This is a genomic window from Schaalia sp. lx-100, assembly GCF_021083625.1.
GTDB lineage: Bacteria > Actinomycetota > Actinomycetes > Actinomycetales > Actinomycetaceae > Pauljensenia.
Window position 1 is genome coordinate 73,783 of record NZ_JAJNRP010000002.1, and the last position, 18,967, is coordinate 92,749.

Here is an 18,967-nt window from a genome sequence, read left to right on the forward strand (position 1 = left end):
TTAGGCGTTGTGGTTAGCCAGGGGCTCAGCCAGGGCTACCTGGAGGGCTTGGACCATGGTCTGGGCGTTGTTCAAGGCGATGACCAGCTCGGTGGTCTGCATCGGGGTTAGCGACCCAAAGCTGGTGGTCTGGATCGTCCACTGCCCATCCGTGTAGTACAGGGTGGGAATGTAGGAGGTCGGGTCGGTGGGGATGACCTCGATCGGCCGGTGGGTATCGGCGGTGTTGATCCAGTGGACCGTGTAGCCCAGCGCGGCTGCGTGGCGGATCAGTTCGGCGGTGTTGGCCTTGGCGGTGGTGTTCAGGGTGTTCATGACCAGGCTCCTTCATCGTTCGCGGTGGCTGTTTGGTCATGTACATACAGCCATACCCACCCGCACATATCCAGCCGGTTTTGCCTGATATTCCGCGGTTTTTGGAGAGATCCTCATCTCTCGATGGCCTCGCCTCGTTTTACCTCGTGTACGAGGCGTGGCCCCACCGTGGTGGGGCCGTGGAGCCGGGGCTGGTTAGCGGGCGGTGGGGCGGAAGGCGTAGCAGCCCTGGCTCTCGTGGGCGCGAATCCAGGCCTTGGCCTCCCAGTCGTTGGGCAGGCGGATGCCGGTGGCGTGCTTGCCCTCGGAGGTGAACTCGATGATCTCGACCTCGCCGCCCTCCCAGGCGATCTCGGTTTGTCCGGCGCTGCCTGCCTGCTGGCCGGCGATGAACGCGGCAGTTAGGGCGTCTTTGAGGCTCCAGACGCTGACCTCAACGAAGTCCAGGCTGTCGGATCCTTGGGTTTCCAGAGTGTCGACCCCGACCAGCTGGGCGGTGGCGATCTGGGTGAGCAGGGCGGTCAGGTCGGTCTCGCTGATCGCGGTCTTGGAGCTCTTGCGGGCGGTGGTTGTGCGTGCCATTGTCGTTGTCCTTCCGGGTGTGGCTGCTGGTGTTTTTGTCATGTACATACAGCCATAGACGCGGCACACTATCCAGCCGGTTTTGCCTGAAATACCGGGGTTTTCTAGAGATCATCATCTCTATGACGAGCCCCTTGCTTTCACCCGTGTACGAGGTGCGGCCCCACTCAGGGGGCCGGTGTTCTCGCGTGCTGGTGCGGTGTTTAGCGGGCCAGCATCATGCTCATCGCCCAGGCCCCGGCCTCAGCCTGGCTGGTGAAATTCTCGTGGTCCTCGGCCGAGCTGATCGCCAGGTGGATCGGCGCGTCCTCGCCGCGCTCGGCGGTGGTGTAGCAGTAGAGGAAAGCCTGGTAGCCCATGGCCTCGCGCTCGAAGTTCCAGGCCCAGCGGGTGGCGATGATCCACTCACCGACCGGCATCATGTTGCCCTGGAAGCGGGTGGCCTTCTTCAGGGCCTTCTCGGTGGCCGGGCGGGTCATCTCGGCAAGCATCTCGGTGGTCATTTCGGGGTTTCCTTCCTGGTGTGGCTGGTGTTTTCTTGTATGTACATACAGCCATACCCGCCCCTGCTTATCCAGTTGTTTTGCCTGGTATTCCGGGGAAAAGTAGAGATGTTGATCTCTAGGCGGGTGTGCCGGGAAGGGTCGTGGGCCACGGGTCTGTGGTGTCCCACGTCAAGGCCAGCACCGAGGCCACGTGCGGGTTGGTGATCTGCCTTAGCCACAGGTGCGCGGGGTCAGGGTCAAGCGCGGCCAGTGCGAGGGCGAACCCGTTGACTGTGATGGGCGAATTGATTGAGCCGGTGTAGATCTGGGCGACCTTGCGTGACTGGGGGTAAAACCCTTCCGGGAGCAACCAGGCGGGCTCATGGTCTGTCACGATGGGCTCACCGGGAGGCTGTCCCACGGTGGCGGTGCCGTAGTTGCCGGCAAAGGCAGCATCAACCTGTGATCCACGGCGGCGGATCTGAATGAACCCCACCGCCAGGTCGAACACGTGCCGCCACCCGGTATCCCCGGCCATCACCTGCCAGCCGGCGCCCGTTTTCACCCACACCCACGCGCCCACCCCGCCGGAGGCATCCGTGGAGGAAAACACCGCACCGATCGAAGCGGCCTCAACCTGTGGGCGGGCGGGTCCGGTGGACTGGGGTTGGTCTGGGCGGCCTGGGCCAATAATGATCCCCGCCCCATCACGGCCTGGGGCTCCTGGAGCGCCGTCAGCCCCAGTCAGCCCGCGCTTACCGGGAGGGCCGGCTGGTCCAGCGGGGCCAGTGGGCAGGCTGGTGACGGTCAGCTCGCCGGCGCGATCAGCCAGTGCGATCGCTGCGTGGTCGCGTGCGGTGACTTGGTCGAATGCAATCGTGTCGCTCGTGGTGTTCATCGGGTAACGTCTGCCTCCCAGATCGTGCGGCCCCGCACCAGGGTGAGCGTGCGGCCTTGAGTGCGTGCCTGCAGATCCCACGCTCCTTCGCGGACCTTCCCGCCCTCGACCGCGCTGAGTGCTGCCGGGATGCGCACCACAATCACGCCGTGATCAGCGCCGGTGGAGTCAACCTCTAAAGCGACCGGGTCGGAGGCCGCGTCAGCGCGCCACGTGGCTTGGAAACCCGTGAACATGCTCAGGGAGGCCGGGGCCTGCTCTTTGGTGAAGGTCAGCGTGTAGGCGGCATCATCGCCGGCATACACCTCCCAGACGGGCAGCTGCGGTGGAAACGCCATCGAGGCCACCTCCTGTCTTAACGCTTGTGGGTTGTGATCTGGTGGCGGTCCACTCCGGGGATCAGCCCCAGACAACTGCCGTTGTCCCAGGTGACGTGGATCGTGCCGAGGGAGTCGACCATCATGACGTCGCTGGGGTCTTGGGGGCTGGTGGGGTGCGCCAGGCCCCGTTGCCCGAAAGGTGCCTGGTGAGTACCCGGCGGGTGGTCTTGTGTTCATCGCCGGTAAGGCCCAGCCGGTTCAGGAAGGTGCGCATGGCGTAGCGGTCGTTGTCGCTTTGCGGGGCGCGCCCGCGCACCCGCCGCGCGGTCTTGGCCATGGCAACCAGCGCGGTAATGAAGTCCTGGCAGGCGGATGCGACCTCGGCGTCCGGGAGGGTGGTGAACCAGGCGAAGCGTGCCACCAAGCCCGCATCCTCATGGCTCACGTACTCCACGCCGGCAGGTGATGGTAGGTCTAGGGCTCTGGCGGTCAGTGGCCCGTAGGCGCGCATGAGGGCTGTGAGGTTGTCCCGGCTCTGTGTGCCGAGCCCGGTGGCTGGCACCATGATCGCCAGCCCCACCTCCTTATCAGGATCGGTGATCGTGATGCCGCGGCTGGCGAGCACCTGACGGAGCTGCTCGGTGAGCTCGGGGCCTTGAAGGTGAGCGTCGCGAGTAAGCAGCCAGTGGCCGATCTGGTAGGCCATGCTCGGAGCCTTCAAATAACGAGCCTGCTCCCCGGTGGCCTGGGCGATGAGCTTTGCGACCTCGGCGCGGCGGATGCTGGCGGGCAGGGTGAGCGTGTAATCCATGGTGTCCTCCAATGCGTGGGTTTGCCGTGTCTATACACGCTCACCTTTGCCCTACATATCAAGCAAAAACCCGCCCCGAAAGCACAGAGAGATGATGATCTCTAGGATGCGTGCTCAACCTGTTTGACCAGCTCCAGGAAACTGCCACGCTCACACCACACCCCAGCGGCATCCCCGGTGTGCTCCACGTAGCGGCGAAGGATCACCGAGGCGTACTTGGGGTCGAGCTCCATGCAGTACGCAACCCGGTCGGTCTGCTCGGCAGCAATCAAAGTGGAGCCAGATCCTGCGAACGGGTCGAGCACGAGGGCGTTTGCCTGGGTGGAGTTGCCCATCGGGTAGGCCATCAGATCCACCGGCTTGCTCGTCGGATGATTTTTGGAGCGTTTGGGCTTGGCGAACTGCCAGATGGTGGTCTGCTTGCGATCCGCATACCAGGCGTGCTTGCCACCCGTCTTCCACCCGAACAAGCAGGGCTCGTGCTGCCACTGGTACGGGGAGCGTCCCAGGACCAGGGAGTCCTTGACCCAGATGCAGCAGCCCGAGAGCTTAAAGCCCGCATCAATGAACGCGCGGCGAAACGCCAGCCCCTCGGTGTCCGCGTGAAACACGTAGGCCGATGCGCCTGGTGCCAGCACCCCTGCGGCTGCGGTGAAAGAGTCGAGCAGGAACTGGTAGAAGGCGTCGGCGTCCATCTTGTCGTTCTTAATCGACAGACCAGACGCGGAGCGGAAGTCGACGTTGTAGGGCGGGTCTGTGAGCAGCAGGTTCGCGCTCTTGCCCTCCATGAGGGCTTCGAGGTTCGCACTCTGGGTGGCGTCGGCGCACATGAGCCGGTGCCGACCCACCTGCCAGATATCGCCCTCCTCTACGAAGGTGGCCTGCTGGAGTGCGGCCTCCAGATCAAACCCATCGTCGTGCGCCTGGCCCTCATCGAGGCTGCCGATCATGGCCTGAATCTCTGCCTCATCAAAGCCGGTGAGTTCGGCGTCGAAATCGGCCGCGTCCAGGTCAGCGATGAGCAGGGCGAGCTTGGACTCATCCCAGTCGCCGCTGATCTTGTTCAGCGCAATGTTGAGGGCTTTCTCGCGGGTCTCGTCGAGCTCGACCACCACGCAATCCACTTCGGTGTAGCCCAGGTCTGCGAGGACTTTCAGGCGCTGGTGGCCGCCCACGACTCGTCCGGTGGTCTTGTTCCAGATCACCGGCTCCACATACCCAAACTCGGCAAGCGACCGCTTGAGTTTGTCGTACTCGGCGTCTCCGGGATGGAGGTCTTTGCGGGGGTTGTAGTCGGCGGGAGTGAGCTCAGAAAGGGTAAGCCGGCGCATATCCACGGGTCTTGACCTCCTCCTTGAGCTTGTAGCCATAGGAGTACGGGGAGTTCCACCACGAGGAGGTGGTGAAGTGTCCGTAGGTGGAGTGCTCAGCAAAGACGGGGCGGCGAAGCCGAAGCAGCTCGATGATCGCTTCAGGGCGCAGGTCAAACACCGCCCGCACCGCATCCGCGATCACCTCATCAGGCACCCGGCCGCTGCCGCGCGTATCCACCGTGACCGCCACTGGGTCAGCCTTGCCGATCGCGTAGCTGATCCCCACGACGGCCTCGTCGGCCAGACGAGCATCGATAATGGCCAGAGCGATCAGGCGCGCCATGTAGTCCCCGGAGCGGTCCACCTTGGTCGCGTCCTTCCCACTAAACGCCCCACCACCATGGGGTGCCAGGCCCCCGTAGGTGTCAACTGCGAGCTTACGGCCAGTCAACCCCGTGTCTGCAGCCGGCCCGCCCAGGGTGAAAGGCCCGGCCGGGTTGACCAACACGAGAGTGTCCTCATCGATGTGCAGGTCGTGGCTGGCCAGGGCTGGGGCGATGACCTGGGTGCGCACCGTGCGACGCAGCTCCTCCAGGCTGGTGTCCTTCATGTGTTGGATGGACACCACCACCGCGGCAACACCCGCGGCCTGCCCGTCCTCGTAGCGCAGCGAAACCTGTGCCTTGCCGTCACAGCCGATACCCCGGATGGTGCCCTCAGCCCGGGCCTTGTCCAGGCGGTGGCAAATATCGTGGGCCACAACCAAAGGCAGGGGCAGGCGCTCGGGGGTCTCACGCGTGGCGTAGCCGTAGACGGTTCCCTGATCACCCGCACCCAAGCCCACATAGGCGGACTCCTCACCATCGCGTGCCTCCAGGGAGGTGTTCACGCCTGCGGCGATATCCGGGGACTGGGAATGTGTATGTACATTCACCCGCCACCCAAACGGTGCGTAGCCTGCGCGGATCAGGGCGCGGCGCACACTCTCACGTACACGCACGCGCGCACTCGAGGTGATTTCACCGGCAACGATGATGCGGCCCTTGGTGGCCATGACCTCTACCGCGCAGCGCGCGCTGGGGTCCTCGAAGAGCAGGTCGTCGAGGATGGTGTCGGCGATCAGGTCGCACAGCTTGTCCGGGTGGCCGATACACGTCGACTCACAGGTACGGATATCCATGGGGTGGGTACTCCTTCACGTTGAGGGGGTGGGCATGAACAAAGCCCCACCACCCAGGTACGGGTGTGGGGCGAAACAAAGGGGGCTTGCGGTGGTGGGTTAGGTGCGGGACTGCAGCAGGCGTTCCATCAGGTCATCACCCGGGGATGTGCCTGCGTATTCGCGGGTGGAGGTGGCGCGCACGATCTCGTAGATCTCGTACCAGTACACATTCGCCTGCTTGCTAAAGCTCTGGCTCATCGCCACGAACGGGGAGGCAATCGCAGCCCCCGTGGTGGGATGCTTACCCAGCAGGCCGAACTTGGTGATCGCTTCCTCGCACTGGATGTAGCGAGCAAACGCCTGCGCATACGCCTCAATCAATCTGGGGCTCACGAAGGAGGCGACCCCTCGGGCATCCAGCCACGCCCACGTCTCCCGGTAGAGCTCCCCAGCCAGCAGCGGCTGCCCGTCACGCTGGACGGCGGACAGGTAGGCCGACGGCTCCGGCATGCTCTCACCCTCAAGCACCGCACCATCACCCACGTCACCGCCGTCCAGGCCGAACGGGTCAAGGTCTGTGGGTTCCAGGAGGCGGGAGGCGGGCTTACCAGCCTCGAGCTTGTCTTTCAACGGATCTGGTTTCGCGCCTGCTCGCACACGCCGTCCCCCACGCTGAGTGCCGTCTTTAGCCATGATTCGGCCTCCCCTTCAGTCCATTCGTGCTGAGTGTTCCCTGTGTTATCAGCTGATCAAGGTCCAACCGTCGTAAACTAATAGGATGCGTACAACGCAAGCCTTGTTGTCTGTGGCACGACACGTCGCGATCAGTCTCGCGATGCTCCTTCTGGTGGCCATCGTGGTCATGAATGCAATCGGCATTCGCGTCGGACGTTTCGAAGGCGCACCAGTGATGATTTTTGGTCAGGTGGTAAACGCTGGGTGGGCGGTCGTTGCTGCAACAGTCGTGGCGATGATGCTGTGTGTGACTCAGCTGTGGAATTCGCTGAAATCGTGGAAAGTGGTAAGTACTCGACATCTTCTCGGGTTCGCGCTTCTGTCTAGCGTTGCTACACTTATTTATCTTTTTGCAGCACTGGGGATGTCCATCAATATGTCTGAGTTTCGTCGCGTCCCTTCGAGCGATGCAACGCACCCATGTTTTGTGATCTACCAAATAACATCGGGCATTACGCCTTCCGGTGCTGGACGTTTCTATGTCGCAAACAGCTCGTGGGGATTGCCGCAGCCCACTCAATACGTGTGGTCAGACGATAAAGGCGCTGACGGCATACCGGACGGCAGTTGGGAGGTGCGCTGGGAGTCTGGCATCGGAACTCTAATCGCCTATGAAGAGATAGGAATCGATCCCGACGACAAACTCCCAGCACGTTTCTCATGTTCCCGTTAGGACATCTTCTGCATCTTCTGAGCGAAGACTGCGGCAAGCCTGTCTGACTCATCCTTGTTCGGGAGCCGATCGGCATTCCCTGCCACAGTCAGCGGGCCGCCTACGAGTGGGAGATCGATGCCGAGGGCACCCGAGATCAGATCCCAGAATGCCTTCTGGACATTCCCGACCGAACCTCCGAATCGCACCTGATAGAACTCGAACACGCGAGCGCTCGGTGGCATCGACCGCAAATCCCGTAGGCTGTCGGAGAGCCGAGCGGAGGTAGCCCAGTATCGATGGATGAGCAGATAGGCATCTGCGTCTGCGTAGAGGTCTTCAGCAGAGAATCCTCGATCGTCTTTGAAGATTCCCAAGTGACGGGACAACCATTCTTCCATAGTGTCTGTTGTCCCGGACCTGAGGTATGCTCCCCAAATCTGCACCAGATCAAGGGCCCACCCCCCAAGATCACCCCAGCCATATTCGTCGAGTGCAGCATCTGTGCCGTGCGCAAGATAGCCGAGGCTACTGGCTGCGAAGTGAGCCAAGTCTTCGGAGCTCAATGCTTGCCGAATGTCGATTTTCATTTCTGAGCAGATTCGTTCCACCTGTGCGCGGTGAAGCTTGGATTCAGGAGTCGGGTCAACTTCTGGAGTGTATGTTTGCCACATCAAGCCTTTTTCATAGCCTGCTGACCAGTATTCCGGCTTCCTTAGCCAGCCCAGCACATAACTGCCGGCTTCACTCTTGGCGGGCTGGCTGTAGACAACCGAAACGTAATCAGCAGCGTATTCGTCTTCAACTGTTCGCACCCAATTCGAAAAGGCATCGCCAGGATCGCTGTTTCCTGGCGAGCTGGGAACGCGAACGGTGCTGCAAGCGGGAATTTGTCCCGAGGAGGCCACGCGGTCAAGATCCCACTTGCCTCGGTAGCCTCTGATCTCGTGGAATTGATCGAACACCCAGTTATCAGGGATCGAAAAACCCAGGTTTCCCGAGAATCCGGTAGACATATCGGAGACAAATGATGCGACGGCGTAGCCTTCGCGACTAATTCGGGTACAGATGTTACGAGAAGCGTAGATTCCGACCCGGTATCCACCACCCAGACTCTGTGTAATCGCCTTGAAATAAGGAAGAATCGCACTTGTCACCTCAGGATCAGTGGCATCATAATCCACAGCAAAGTAGATGATCGTCGGTGGGATGCCCAGGCGCTCTGCGACTGCTTGTGCTTGTTTCGCGTGACGGTGGCCGTTGTCCACGCTGAAATCGGACAGTTTTGTTGAGTATTCCTGGAAAATCGGGAAGTACTGCAATCCGTGATGCACGATACGTTCGAGTTCACCCGGACGAATGGCTTTGAAATAGTCCTTCGGTTCGAGTTCATCCTGGCCAGGTTCGCTGAGGTAGCGTCCCACAATCCGATATCCATCGGCCTTGAGGAATCCGGCCAACTCGTCGGTGATCTCGAAGCGAGTGTCACACGCTACGCACGCCCGGTTGGGGTCTCCCTTGGATGTCAATAGACTCATCCACGTTGTCGGGTCAATTGCACCAGTTTCTGGCAAGACATACTGCTTCTGGAACTCGCGGACTTGTGCCGCCAATGAATCATTCCAACTACTAGTGACGGAACTGGATTGCCCATTGCATACGAGGGCCGCACTCGCCAACCACACCCAGGCCCCGCTGCCGGAGTTGATTGTACGCAGGCGGCTGCGTGTGCCATCTCCGAAATTGCCGGTTGCCTGCGCAGGGATGAAACCTTCGAGAGCTTGGAGCACCTGAATGAGCCCCGTGTTCATCTCGCGACCGTACAGGCCATCAGTCGGAAGAATCCCTGTGTATGCTTTGAAGTCTCGGTTAATGGTCTGCTGGATCGAACGGATCGAAGCCTTACCACCGTACATGAAAAGCAGCCTGAATTGCTTCATCGACAGCAGAGCCATCATGAGTTCTAGGTCAATTGTGGCTGTCGAATCGCTCAGCCCGATGTCACTCTTGAGTACGCGAATAGAGTTCGCAACGTTTTCTGTAAATTCCGTGGTAATCTCGCCATATTCTGCAGAGTAGCCCTTGCACCACAATGCGCCTTGGATGATGGCATGCACGTTGGATTTACTTGAGGATTGAGAAATGCCGTTCGGCCAACGATTCTGAAAACGTGACTGAGTGCCAGGCCCAAAGTTATTTGCAGTGGCGCTGATCCCGAGTTCGATTTGCAATGCGCGAATCAACCCATAAATCGTATTCCAACCAGTTGCGCCATCCTCGGTCACTGATCCGAATCCAGCACGGTCTCGGTATGTGTTGTTGAGCCATTGCTGTGTCTTGAGGACCATCTGATCCATGTTTTACAACCTCCTAGTGGATGTTCGGTGTACAAAAGCCATCCAGTCGCCCATTGAAATGCGTGATGGTCTGGATGGACGTCTAAATCGGGTGCTATCACGCGCTACTGCTTCCAGATCGAGATCTGCCTGTAGGGCGTTTGAGACGCCGTGGATCAATTGGGGGTTTGATTCGCGCTTTTTGTGCGCGGCACCCCAGGCCCGCTCCCTCATGGGCCTCGGGCTAGAGATTTCACGCCCCCTAGGGGGCCTGTGTGCCCCGCTGTGGGGCGAACTCACGGTTTTCGCTTCGAAGTGGCACCGCAGGATCCGAGGCGACAGTGGGGCTTACAGCGCGAATTTCCGTAACCAGGGTGACGCCGGGGTGCAGACCTGCTCAGTAGGTGTAGACCCTCTGGCTACGCCGCCACCGATCCCCATCCAGTGCGGACTGGCGGGAGTGGCAGGGCTTGCACAACGCCCGCAGGTTCGAGAAGTCATGGCTGCCACCGTGACCAAGGGGCACGACGTGGTGAACCTCCACCGCTGGCGTGGTGCGTCCTGCGTCCAAGCAGTCCTCGCACAGTGGGTGGGCGTCCAGGTAGCGAGCACGAACCTTGCGCCACGTCTTGTCGTAGCGGCGGTTGATCGCCGGGTCACGCTGCTAGCGCCGGTAGCGCTCGTCCTCAGCTTTGGCGTGCTGGGGGCAGAACCGCTCGTGAGTGAGCTCAGGACAACCCGGGTGACGGCACGGTGTCTTCGGCTTGAACGGCACAGCCATCCTCCTTGCGGTTGTAGTATTCGTGCATCGGTGACGGCCGATCAGTGCGTGGCGAGGGACGAATGACGATTCGTCCTCACTACTGTCGCCTGCCTACCTTTGGAGGACCGTCATGACCGATACCCGACGTGAAGCCCGCGCTCGCCGCCGCGCTCAACACCATGGCTTGAGGCTCACCAAGTCACGCACCCGCACATCCACTGATCCCCGCTTTGGTTCCTACTGGCTGGTCGAAGCCCAGACGCGCGGTCTCGTCGCCGGCGGCGAGTGGGGTTGGGACCTGGAATCCATCACTGGCTTCCTCGACGCCTTCGAGGTTGAGGCGTAAAACGCCACGGGCAAGGCCCCTGCACAAGCCACTGTGTGGTGCGGGGGCCTTGCCCAACTATTGACTGATTACAGGATGCCAGAGGGAAAACGGGAAAACCATGGCATGTTTCGGATACCCGCTAACGCTTGGGTGCGTCGCCTACCCGTAGAGTGCCGTCGCTAGCCGGTGGACCGCCTTCGTCCTTCGCCGAAACGCTGTCTCGCGCTCAACGTAGAAGTGATCGGCTACTGCCCGTGCCCGGTCCTCCTGACTGACATCGTCGGCTGCGAAGAAGAACGTGTCCAACACGAACCGGTCATCCTCGCTGAGCACTCCCCAGGCGGGTAGGAACCAGTCCATGTACTCCCGGGCCTGGGCGTAGCGCTCCCGGTAGGCATCCACCCGATCCAAGGTCGAGGCGATCCGCTCCTCGCCAGCATGCGGGTTGGGCGCGTGCGGCATCCCGTCCAGGCGCTGCGAACCCACGGCGGTGAGCCGATCGTAGGTGTCTTTGATGGCTTGGTCGGTGGTCTCAAGGATGTTGACCATGGTCTGGTAGTCCTCGAGTGCTGCCAGGGTGGCCTTGTAGGTGTCCAGGTATTTGCTCATCACGTGCATGGTTAGTTCCTTTCCGGGTTCAGGGTCGCCGCGACTGCGTCGATCAGGCGGGATTGGGTGGTGTCTTTGGCCGCAAGGGCGGCGAGGACTTGTTCGTCGATGGTGTTCTTGGCGGCCAGGTGGGTGATGCTGACCGGTTGGGTCTGGCCTTGCCGGTGAAGGCGGGCGTTGGTCTGCTGGTAGAGCTCCAGCGACCAGGTCAGGCTGAACCAGACGAGGAGGTGGCCGCCGGACTGTAGGTTCAGGCCGTGCCCCGCGCTGGCGGGGTGGATCAGTGCCAGTGGGATCTCGCCGGCGTTCCAGGATTGGAAGTCCTCGGCGGTCTGGAGTGGCCGGGCGTGTGGGAAGCGGGCTTGGATGCGGGTGGCGTCGTGTTTGTGCCAGTAGGCCACCAGCAACGGTTGCCCGTTGGCCGCTTCGATGAGGTCTTCGAGGGCGTCGAGCTTTCGACCATGAACCTCGATGCTCTCGCCGTTCTCGTCGTAGACCGACCCAGTGGCCAGTTGCAGGAGCTTGCCGGACAGGGCGGCAGCGTTGGCCGCATCCACGACCTGACCGTCCAGGTCGATGACCATGTCGCGCACGAGCTGGTCGTAGACCTTGCGCTCAGCACCGCTTAGCTCAACCTCGTCGGTGGTGATGGTGAGGTCGGGCAGGTCCAGGTAATCCGTGGTGCGCATCGAGAGGGTGATGTCGCTGATTGCCTCGTAGATCTCGGCCTCGGCACCGGGGCGGGGCTTGTAGGAGAACACCTGCATGACGTTTCGGCGGTCTGGGGTGAACCAGCGCTCCCTATAGCGGGTGATGTAGCGGCCAAGACGCTCACCACCATCCAGTAGCTTGAACTGGGCCCACAAGTCCTCCAGACCGTTCGCGGCTGGGGTACCGGTCAGGCCCACAATTCGGTGGATGTGTGGGCGGACCGCTGTGAGGGCTTTGAAGCGGGCTGCCTTGTGGTTCTTGAAGGAGCTCAACTCGTCGATGACGACCATGTCGAACGGCCAGGCTGTTCCGACCTGCTTGACCAGCCAAGGAATGTTTTCCCGGTTGATGACGGTCACCATCGCCCCCACGGCCAAGGCGTCGAGGCGCTGCTGTCTTGTGCCGACAGCCACCGCAACGCTGAGCCCATCCAGGTGATCCCACTTATGCACTTCGGCTGGCCAGGTATCCCTCGCCACCCGAAGCGGCGCAACAACCAGGACCCGGCGGGCTTGGAAGGTGTCGAGTAGGAGCTGCCAGATGGCGGTCAACATGATGATTGTCTTGCCCAGCCCCATGCCGAGGAGGATTGCGGCCTGGGGATGCTCCTCAATAAACCGCGTGGCCTGGTGCTGGTAGTTATGCGGCTGATAGCGCACGGCGCACCTCCTGGATACCCTCTGCCCCATCCACGACCAGGGCTGTGAAACCCTGTGCCCGAAGCTGGTTCATGCGGCAGACCTGGAGTGGCCTGGGCCGCTTGCCGGGGGCTTTGACTTCAACGAACACGACCCGTCCAGCCCGCAGGCACAGCCGGTCTGGGACCCCATCCACCCCGGGGCTGACGAGCTTCCAGCAGATCCCACCATCGGCTTCGATGGCTCTTTTCAGTGTGTTTTCAACGGTTTTCTCATCCATGGCAACCTCCATTTCGAGGGCCATGTGCAGAGGGGTGCAGGTGCAGACACTACCTTTTACATATAGATTCAACATGCATTTTTCCCACATGCGGTAAATAGGTAAATGGTCTGCACCCCTCTGCACACTCGCCCTGCACTTACTCCTCGAACTCGTCTTTCAGGCGCAGCCCATAGACCTTGATCGCGACCCGGGTCTTCTTACGACCGAACCCGGCCATCTCGCAGGCGGCGTTGAAATCCACCATGGGGCGCGCCCACCCTGCCGTGGACAGGGCCCAGACCCGGTATGCCTGGTAGAGCTCACCGGCCTTGGCCACGGCCCCGTCTTCGACAACACACTGGTCTGCCAGGAAGTGAGAGAACCAGTCGTTGTCTTCCCGGTAGGCCTCGGAGGCTTCCACCACCCGCGCGGGCGCACTGAGGTGGTAGTTCTCGGCGTGGATGAGGCGCGCTCCTTCCATCACCCAACTCAGAATCGCGCCGCCAGCATGCTCGAAGAGATAGTCGGCGTAGTTCTTCACATCCGCATCCCCAGTGATGGTGGCAGTAAACGGGATGACGATGAGCCGCCTCCAGATGCCCGCATCCATTGCTCCCACCCTGGGCAGGTGATTCGTGTACAAGACGAGTGAATGGGAAGGGGTGAAGGAGAAGGGGTCTTTGAACTTCTTCTCTGCGGCGATTTTGTCGGTGGAGGCCAGCTGTTTGACGTTCGAGGTCGACAGGCGCACGCCTTCCTCGGTCTCTGCTGCGATGAGGAGGCGCTTGCCGCGGGCCTCAGCCAGTTCGGGTTTTACGTTGCGCCGCACCCCAACAGTGAGCGTGTCGGCACTGATCGACCCTGAATAGGTGCCAAGCACCCGGGCTATCGTGTTCCAGAACGTGGATTTGCCGTTTCTTCCGTCCCCGTAGGCGATGATGAGGGCCTCCAACATGACTTTGCCGATCGCTGCCAGACCACACACCCGCTGCACGTAGGCGATCAGGTCTGTGTCACCTTGGAAGGTGACCTCGAGGGCTTGCTGCCACACGTCCCTACCTTCGTTGTTTGGGCTGGTGGCGGTCTGCAGCGTGATGAGGTCTGCCGGGCGGTTATCTCGCTTCGAGGTCAGGCCCTCGGTGAGCTGGTAAGTGCCCGAAGGCGTGCACAGCAAGTACGGGTCAGCATCCAAGTCGGAGGCGCGAACTTCGAGAAGGGGTTGGGCTTCTTTGAGGGTGGCTGCGATATTGCGTGACTGTCGCCGCCCGAGCACAAACTTGTAGTACTCGCTAGCATCGGCGAGCTGCTGGTACGCGACCTTCTGGGCAGCCGACAACGCAGCAACGCCTTTTGCTTTCGAAGGTGCGGCAGCGATAACGTCTGCCGCTCCGGTGTCAGCCATCAGGGTCTGAGCCTGGTCGAGCATGTTTTGTGCTTCGTCGAGCTGGCGGGCGGTGAGCTCTTGAGCGACAGCCTGGGCGAGCAGGTCGTTTTCCACCCAGACCCCACCCTCATAGACCAGCCAGTGCGTGGAAAGCGAGTAACGGATCCTGTCGGCGTACTCGGTTGCTAACGCTTCGGCTTGCCCCACATCGGTGTAGTCATCGGGCTTAAGCGAGGTCAACGCCTGGTAGACGGCGGGCTTGACGTACGAGGGGTCTTTCGCAATCCGGGCAGCGAAACGCAAAGCCGACCTCCAGATTGCCTCCAACTCTGCCCCGGGCAGGGGCGGATCACATAAGGCTGTTTTGCAATCAAACAAGACGCGGGCCTGTTCGGTATCCCCGTAACGGATGAGCACCCTTCCGGCGAAGCGTGACAGGGTGGCGTTGCGGCTACCTTCCCCAATGGCCAAGGTGGAAGCGTCGAACGCAGCGAACGCATCCTGCTCGGCTTGGCGGGTCATCCATTCATCGACCAGCATGGAACCGGTGAAGACTTCCACCTGCGGGGCGGGGCGCCCGTAGAGGAAGCGGGCCGCATCCAAGGCCCCGGCGTCGAAGAAGTTGAACCTGTCGGCCAGGGACTTCTTCAACCCTGCATAAGTACCAGGATCGGTCAGCGGTGTGATCGGAAAGTAGACGTGGAAGCGGGGCCTGGGAGGAGTCCCATGCTTGGAGGTGTTGTGGTTGCGGGACGTGGCGGTCATGAGCTCCACGCCTGTGAGCATGTCTGCCAGGTGCTGTGGGGTGACCCAATCTTCGGGGTTCTCGGTGTGGTCGTTATCGATGTCCATCACCAGACAGTCCGAGGAGATGAACCCGTGGGTGGAGCGCTGATTGCCCTGGTATTCGGCAGCAACATGGTCGAGCCGGGCTGCCGACTCCAGGCCGGTCGCGTCGGTGATGGTGGCCTTGTTCGGGTAGTGGGTATTCGAGGCGAGCCCGCTGGTGGTGGCGGTAAACAGGGTGAAGGTGGTCATGGCTGGATCTCCCGGAAGTCAGAATCAAGGAACCGGATAGGGATGTCGAGGTGGCGGGCCCAGCAGACCTCGGTGCGCATGCCAGGGCTGATGCGCGGGGCGTACACCCACACCTCCTCGCACTTGGACAGCACGATGCGGTTCATGAACATGGCGAGTTCCCGCTCGGCGGGCTTGGTGTCATCCATGAACTGTGGGAAGAGCAGGTGTGGCGCGATGGGGATGCGACGGCGGGCCACTGCGGCTGCGCACATGCGTCGGGCCAAGCGAATATTCGCCTCGGTGTCACCGGAAAACGGTGAGCAAATGTAGGCCAAGGGCCGGTATCCGAACTGGGCGCGCTGCTCCCGTTTAAGGACCTCATAGACGGTCGGGTCCGCACACCCCGAAGCGTTTAGGCGCGGGATGGTCGAGTCGGTGGGGTTCACTCGGCCACCCCGCGCTCAATCAGGGGCAGCAGACCCCGCTCATGTTTGAGGGTCTCGTAGATGAACAAGCGGCCCTTCTGGGTCCAGTACAGGTGGGTGCTGGTCTTGCCAGTCTCCTCGTCGTAGACGAAGGTCTTGGACTGGGCATAGCCCGCCTCGGCGTGGGCGGCGTAGAGGAACCAGCGGCCAGACTGCTTGAACTGCACATGCAATTCGGCCAGCAGCTTGTTGAGTTTGCGGGCGGAAAGCCCATAGTCCTTAGCGATCTCGGTGGTTGTCAGCAGCGAATCCGACTGCAGCACCATGTCGTAATAGGACACCTTCGGGCGAGTTTCCAGAAGCAGTTGGGCCTGTTGGTAGTTTTCGGCAGCGAGCTTCTCGTTGCGCTCCTGCTCGGCGATGAGTGCTTCAAGCGCCGAGAGGAGCGCGCGGGGGTTGGTGCGGATGTCGTCGATGGCGTACAGGCCGTGCTTACGGATCGAAGGCAAGACTTCGTCCATGACCCAGGACTCATACCCTTGGGCAGCTGGCAGGTGCGAGGAGAAGATCAAACGGTAGAGGTCACCCTCGCTGATGAAGCGGACATCTTGCAGGCCACCTGGTGTTTCAAGGGGGTGGTGAATCGCCACCCCCTTGCAGTGCTGCTTGATGGCGTTGACTGGATCCTTGTATCCGAGTGCGATTGCCGCGTCTTTAGCGCAGAACAAGATGCGTTCGCCAAGGGTGATGGTTCGCAGGTTGCCGAAGTCCGGGTGGGTGTACAGGGTCAGATTGGTGCTCATGGCGTATGTGCCTTTCTGAGCGGCCTGGGGTGGCAGCCTGTTGCTGCCCGATGCTGGACCCCGGAGAGCCCCGGTCCCGCTGCTTGCAACAGAAGTGGGAGTCTCTGTTCCGCTCGCCCATACGTCCTTGGGACAGGGCGAAACCGGACAGGGGTGGCGGAGAAGATTCAGTCCTTCATGTAGAAGCCGCACTCGTAGCCGTCAGCATCGAGTGGTAGACCGTCTGCCCAGGTGGGTGACTGGGTCATGAGAGCCACGACCTCCTCCACAGAGGATCCGCCTGCGGATTCGTCGACGACTATCTCGTCGTGAATATGCATGACGATCTGGTGGCCGGCCGCATCGACTTGGTGCATAGCGTGAGTGAGGAGATCACGGGCTGTGGCTTGGACGAGGTTCTCAGTGAGCTTGCCGCCGTAGGTTTCGATCGGGCCCCACTTGCGGGTGGTGCCATCGACTCCGTCAAAGAGGATGCTGGTCATGCCGAAGCGGTTCTCACCAAGCCTCGGCCGCGGGTAGCACAGCTCCCGGCCTGACGGCAGAGTGATGAACAGGCATCCAGAGTGGTAGGACAGTCGTATGCGCCCGACTTGGGTGGGTGTTCGAGTTTCGGTGGTGGTGATGGCAGCGGTTTCGATGTCTCGCCAGAACTGCACGACCATCGGATTGGCATCCCGCCACGCATCCACCAGCGGCTTCAACTCTGCCTCATCGAGGCCCATGCCCAGTGCCCCCATGGCTTTGAGGGCTCCGACTGAGCCACCGTAGCCGCAGGCGAGGACCGCGATCTTCCCTTTCTGGCGCAGCTCGCTGTTGGCTCCGTGTTTTTCAACCGGGACCCCGAACATGCGGGACGCTGTTTGGCAGTACAGGTCTTTGCCGTCTCGGAAGGCTTGCAGGGTGCCGGTCTCGCCGACAAGCCACGCCAGCACGCGGGCTTCTATCGCGGAGAAGTCGGCGACGATGAACCGGTGGCCGTTACTGGGGAGGAAGGCGGTGCGGATCATCTGGCTAAGGGCGTCTGGTAGCGGGTCGTAGAGAAGACCCAAAGCCTCGCTATTGCCGTCCTTGAGCAAACTCCGGGCGGCGGCGAGGTCGGGCATGTGGTTGCGCGGCAGGTTCTGTACTTGGATGAGGCGTCCTGCGAAGCGGCCGGTGCGGCCAGCCCCCATATATTGGATCAGGCCGCGTGCCCGCCCATCCTGACCTGCAACCTGGAGCATGGCTTGATACTTTTTCACTGAGGACTTGGACAGGTCCTGGCGTAATCGCAGCACCTCAGCGACATCACCGTTCGCAGTCTCAAGCGCAGTCTCCACCTCGGCTTTCGTCAGTGACTCCAGTTCACAGCCGTGAGCTGTGAGCCAGTCTTTGAGCTGGATCGGGCTGTTGGGGTTCTCCAAGCCGGTCAGCTCCCGGGCACGCGCTAGGCAGGTGTCACGGTGGCGGGTGTCCACCTCGACAGTGTTAGCAGCCAGAGTCGTGTCGATGCGGACCCCGGCATCGTTAATGCGCTGGTCCAACCAGTACGTCTCCCACTCCCAATCCGGCATCGGGTTGCGGGCAAGCCGGCTGGCGAGCTGGACCTCAACGTCCACATCGCGGCGGTTGTAGGAGATGTACTGCTCCCAGCCGATCGGATCATCCTCAGGCAGGACACGGGTGCCGTTCTTGCTGGGGATTGAGAAACAACGGATAAGCCTTTGCCCGGCGGGATCCTTCTCCAGTGGGAGACGCAGGGCTTTGGCGGCACCGTCCAAGCTCATGGGCAGGCCCAGGGACGCTGCCCACACCATAGTGCAGCGCCACCCGAGCGAATCCAAGAACCCCTCAGTGAGCAGGTCTGGGTGGTGGCGGCATAGATAGGCCGACAGGCAGATGCGCTCGAAGGCCGCGTTGAACGCCGACTTGATGATGGCCGGGTCGGTGAGTGCCTGGAGGATGTCGGATGGGATGGGCTCACCGCGTGTTAGGTCGATGACTTCGGCGGGGGCGCCGTCGATGCTGTAGCCGAACAGGAGGATGCGGAAGTCTGGGTCTTCGGCATACCGGTATACGCCCGAGTTGGCGAGGTTGGTGGGGCTGTAGGTTTCCAGGTCAATAGCGAGACGTTCCATGCCCTTCTCCTTTCACCCTCGGGGTGGGGCAGGCCAGCACCTGCCTCTGGCGCGCCCCACCCTGAGGGATTGTGCTTGGCTACTTGCCTGATTTGAGGGCTTCGAGACGCCTCATTGCTTCGCGTTCGGCTTGCAGGAGTTCGTCGAGGCGTTTGCGCGTCGCCTTGGTCGAGAAGGCGGTGCGGATGAGCTCTGAGGCCAGTTCCGACACGGTCAAGGCGACGGAGAACATGACGATCGCTAGACCGGAGCCAAAGAGAAACGGGAGGAGATAGTTCCACATGGTGGTGTTGTCCTT

21 protein-coding genes and 1 pseudogene are annotated in these 18,967 nt (G+C 61.4%); 2 read left to right on the top strand and 20 right to left on the bottom strand.

Annotated features, from left to right (window positions below; all coding sequences use genetic code 11):
* The 10 genes from LRP54_RS01755 to LRP54_RS01800 all read right to left on the bottom strand — a co-directional run bounded on the left by LRP54_RS01755 (window position 1) and on the right by LRP54_RS01800 (window position 6,579).
* Window positions 1–315 (bottom strand): hypothetical protein, encoded by a 315-nt coding sequence (locus tag LRP54_RS01755; protein WP_231234739.1) that lies wholly within the window; start codon window positions 313–315, stop codon window positions 1–3.
* 195 nt (window positions 316–510) lie between these two features.
* Window positions 511–897, bottom strand: a complete 387-nt coding sequence (locus tag LRP54_RS01760) for a DUF6900 domain-containing protein (RefSeq protein ID WP_231234740.1) — start codon at window positions 895–897, stop codon at window positions 511–513.
* Window positions 898–1,100: 203 nt separating this feature from the next.
* A complete protein-coding gene (locus LRP54_RS01765; protein ID WP_231234741.1) occupies window positions 1,101–1,400 on the bottom strand; it encodes a hypothetical protein in 300 nt (99 codons plus the stop codon).
* Between the two features lie 118 nt (window positions 1,401–1,518).
* The gene (locus LRP54_RS01770) at window positions 1,519–1,953 is read right to left on the bottom strand and encodes a hypothetical protein (RefSeq protein WP_231234742.1); all 435 of its coding nucleotides are present in this window, start codon (window positions 1,951–1,953) and stop codon (window positions 1,519–1,521) included.
* Between the two features lie 323 nt (window positions 1,954–2,276).
* On the bottom strand, window positions 2,277–2,618 hold the full coding sequence (locus tag LRP54_RS01775; RefSeq protein ID WP_231234743.1) for a hypothetical protein: 342 nt from the start codon (window positions 2,616–2,618) through the stop codon (window positions 2,277–2,279).
* 17 nt (window positions 2,619–2,635) lie between these two features.
* Complete coding sequence (locus tag LRP54_RS01780; protein ID WP_331274795.1) at window positions 2,636–2,743, bottom strand: DUF4314 domain-containing protein; 108 nt, start codon at window positions 2,741–2,743, stop codon at window positions 2,636–2,638.
* Window positions 2,740–3,411, bottom strand: a complete 672-nt coding sequence (locus tag LRP54_RS01785; RefSeq protein ID WP_231234744.1) for a hypothetical protein — start codon at window positions 3,409–3,411, stop codon at window positions 2,740–2,742. The genes LRP54_RS01780 and LRP54_RS01785 overlap by 4 nt, the downstream gene beginning before the upstream one ends.
* Before the next feature lie 101 nt (window positions 3,412–3,512).
* Window positions 3,513–4,742, bottom strand: coding sequence for a site-specific DNA-methyltransferase (locus LRP54_RS01790; RefSeq protein WP_269212699.1), 1,230 nt, complete (start codon window positions 4,740–4,742; stop codon window positions 3,513–3,515).
* Window positions 4,720–5,904, bottom strand: a complete 1,185-nt coding sequence (gene metK, locus LRP54_RS01795) for a methionine adenosyltransferase (protein WP_231234746.1) — start codon at window positions 5,902–5,904, stop codon at window positions 4,720–4,722. The genes LRP54_RS01790 and metK overlap by 23 nt, the downstream gene beginning before the upstream one ends.
* Window positions 5,905–6,003: 99 nt before the next feature.
* Complete coding sequence (locus tag LRP54_RS01800; protein ID WP_231234747.1) at window positions 6,004–6,579, bottom strand: P27 family phage terminase small subunit; 576 nt, start codon at window positions 6,577–6,579, stop codon at window positions 6,004–6,006.
* 85 nt (window positions 6,580–6,664) lie between these two features.
* Here LRP54_RS01800 and LRP54_RS01805 point away from each other — a divergent pair, with 85 nt between their 5' ends.
* Complete coding sequence (locus LRP54_RS01805) at window positions 6,665–7,294, top strand: hypothetical protein (RefSeq protein ID WP_231234748.1); 630 nt, start codon at window positions 6,665–6,667, stop codon at window positions 7,292–7,294.
* On the opposite strand, the gene LRP54_RS01810 is transcribed toward LRP54_RS01805, so the two are convergent.
* The gene (locus LRP54_RS01810) at window positions 7,291–9,630 is read right to left on the bottom strand and encodes a glycoside hydrolase domain-containing protein (RefSeq protein ID WP_231234749.1); all 2,340 of its coding nucleotides are present in this window, start codon (window positions 9,628–9,630) and stop codon (window positions 7,291–7,293) included. The two genes, LRP54_RS01805 and LRP54_RS01810, sit on opposite strands and share 4 nt — an antisense overlap.
* A 376-nt stretch (window positions 9,631–10,006) precedes the next feature.
* Window positions 10,007–10,384 (bottom strand): annotated as a pseudogene (locus LRP54_RS01815) (HNH endonuclease).
* Between the two features lie 118 nt (window positions 10,385–10,502).
* Between LRP54_RS01815 and LRP54_RS01820 the strand changes: the two are divergent.
* A complete protein-coding gene (locus LRP54_RS01820; protein WP_231234750.1) occupies window positions 10,503–10,718 on the top strand; it encodes a hypothetical protein in 216 nt (71 codons plus the stop codon).
* Window positions 10,719–10,859: 141 nt separating this feature from the next.
* Here LRP54_RS01820 and LRP54_RS01825 read toward each other — a convergent pair whose 3' ends face one another.
* The 8 genes from LRP54_RS01825 to LRP54_RS01860 form a co-directional block, all read right to left on the bottom strand.
* Complete coding sequence (locus LRP54_RS01825; RefSeq protein WP_231234751.1) at window positions 10,860–11,318, bottom strand: hypothetical protein; 459 nt, start codon at window positions 11,316–11,318, stop codon at window positions 10,860–10,862.
* 2 nt (window positions 11,319–11,320) lie between these two features.
* A complete protein-coding gene (locus LRP54_RS01830) occupies window positions 11,321–12,679 on the bottom strand; it encodes a DEAD/DEAH box helicase (protein WP_231234752.1) in 1,359 nt (452 codons plus the stop codon).
* Window positions 12,660–12,938, bottom strand: a complete 279-nt coding sequence (locus LRP54_RS01835) for a VRR-NUC domain-containing protein (protein WP_231234753.1) — start codon at window positions 12,936–12,938, stop codon at window positions 12,660–12,662. The genes LRP54_RS01830 and LRP54_RS01835 overlap by 20 nt, the downstream gene beginning before the upstream one ends.
* Before the next feature lie 139 nt (window positions 12,939–13,077).
* Window positions 13,078–15,342, bottom strand: coding sequence for a phage/plasmid primase, P4 family (locus LRP54_RS01840; protein ID WP_231234754.1), 2,265 nt, complete (start codon window positions 15,340–15,342; stop codon window positions 13,078–13,080).
* Window positions 15,339–15,770 (bottom strand): DUF7768 domain-containing protein, encoded by a 432-nt coding sequence (locus tag LRP54_RS01845; protein ID WP_442984580.1) that lies wholly within the window; start codon window positions 15,768–15,770, stop codon window positions 15,339–15,341. Before LRP54_RS01845 ends, LRP54_RS01840 begins: the two co-directional genes overlap by 4 nt.
* Window positions 15,767–16,552, bottom strand: a complete 786-nt coding sequence (locus LRP54_RS01850; RefSeq protein WP_231234755.1) for a phage antirepressor — start codon at window positions 16,550–16,552, stop codon at window positions 15,767–15,769. Before LRP54_RS01850 ends, LRP54_RS01845 begins: the two co-directional genes overlap by 4 nt.
* Window positions 16,553–16,719: 167 nt before the next feature.
* Window positions 16,720–18,669 carry a DNA polymerase gene (locus LRP54_RS01855; protein WP_231234756.1) on the bottom strand — a complete coding sequence of 650 codons (1,950 nt, stop codon included), beginning with the start codon at window positions 18,667–18,669 and terminating at the stop codon, window positions 16,720–16,722.
* A 79-nt stretch (window positions 18,670–18,748) separates the two neighbouring features.
* Window positions 18,749–18,952: a hypothetical protein gene (locus LRP54_RS01860; RefSeq protein ID WP_231234757.1), complete on the bottom strand. Its 204-nt coding sequence runs from the start codon at window positions 18,950–18,952 to the stop codon at window positions 18,749–18,751.
* Window positions 18,953–18,967 lie beyond the last annotated feature (15 nt).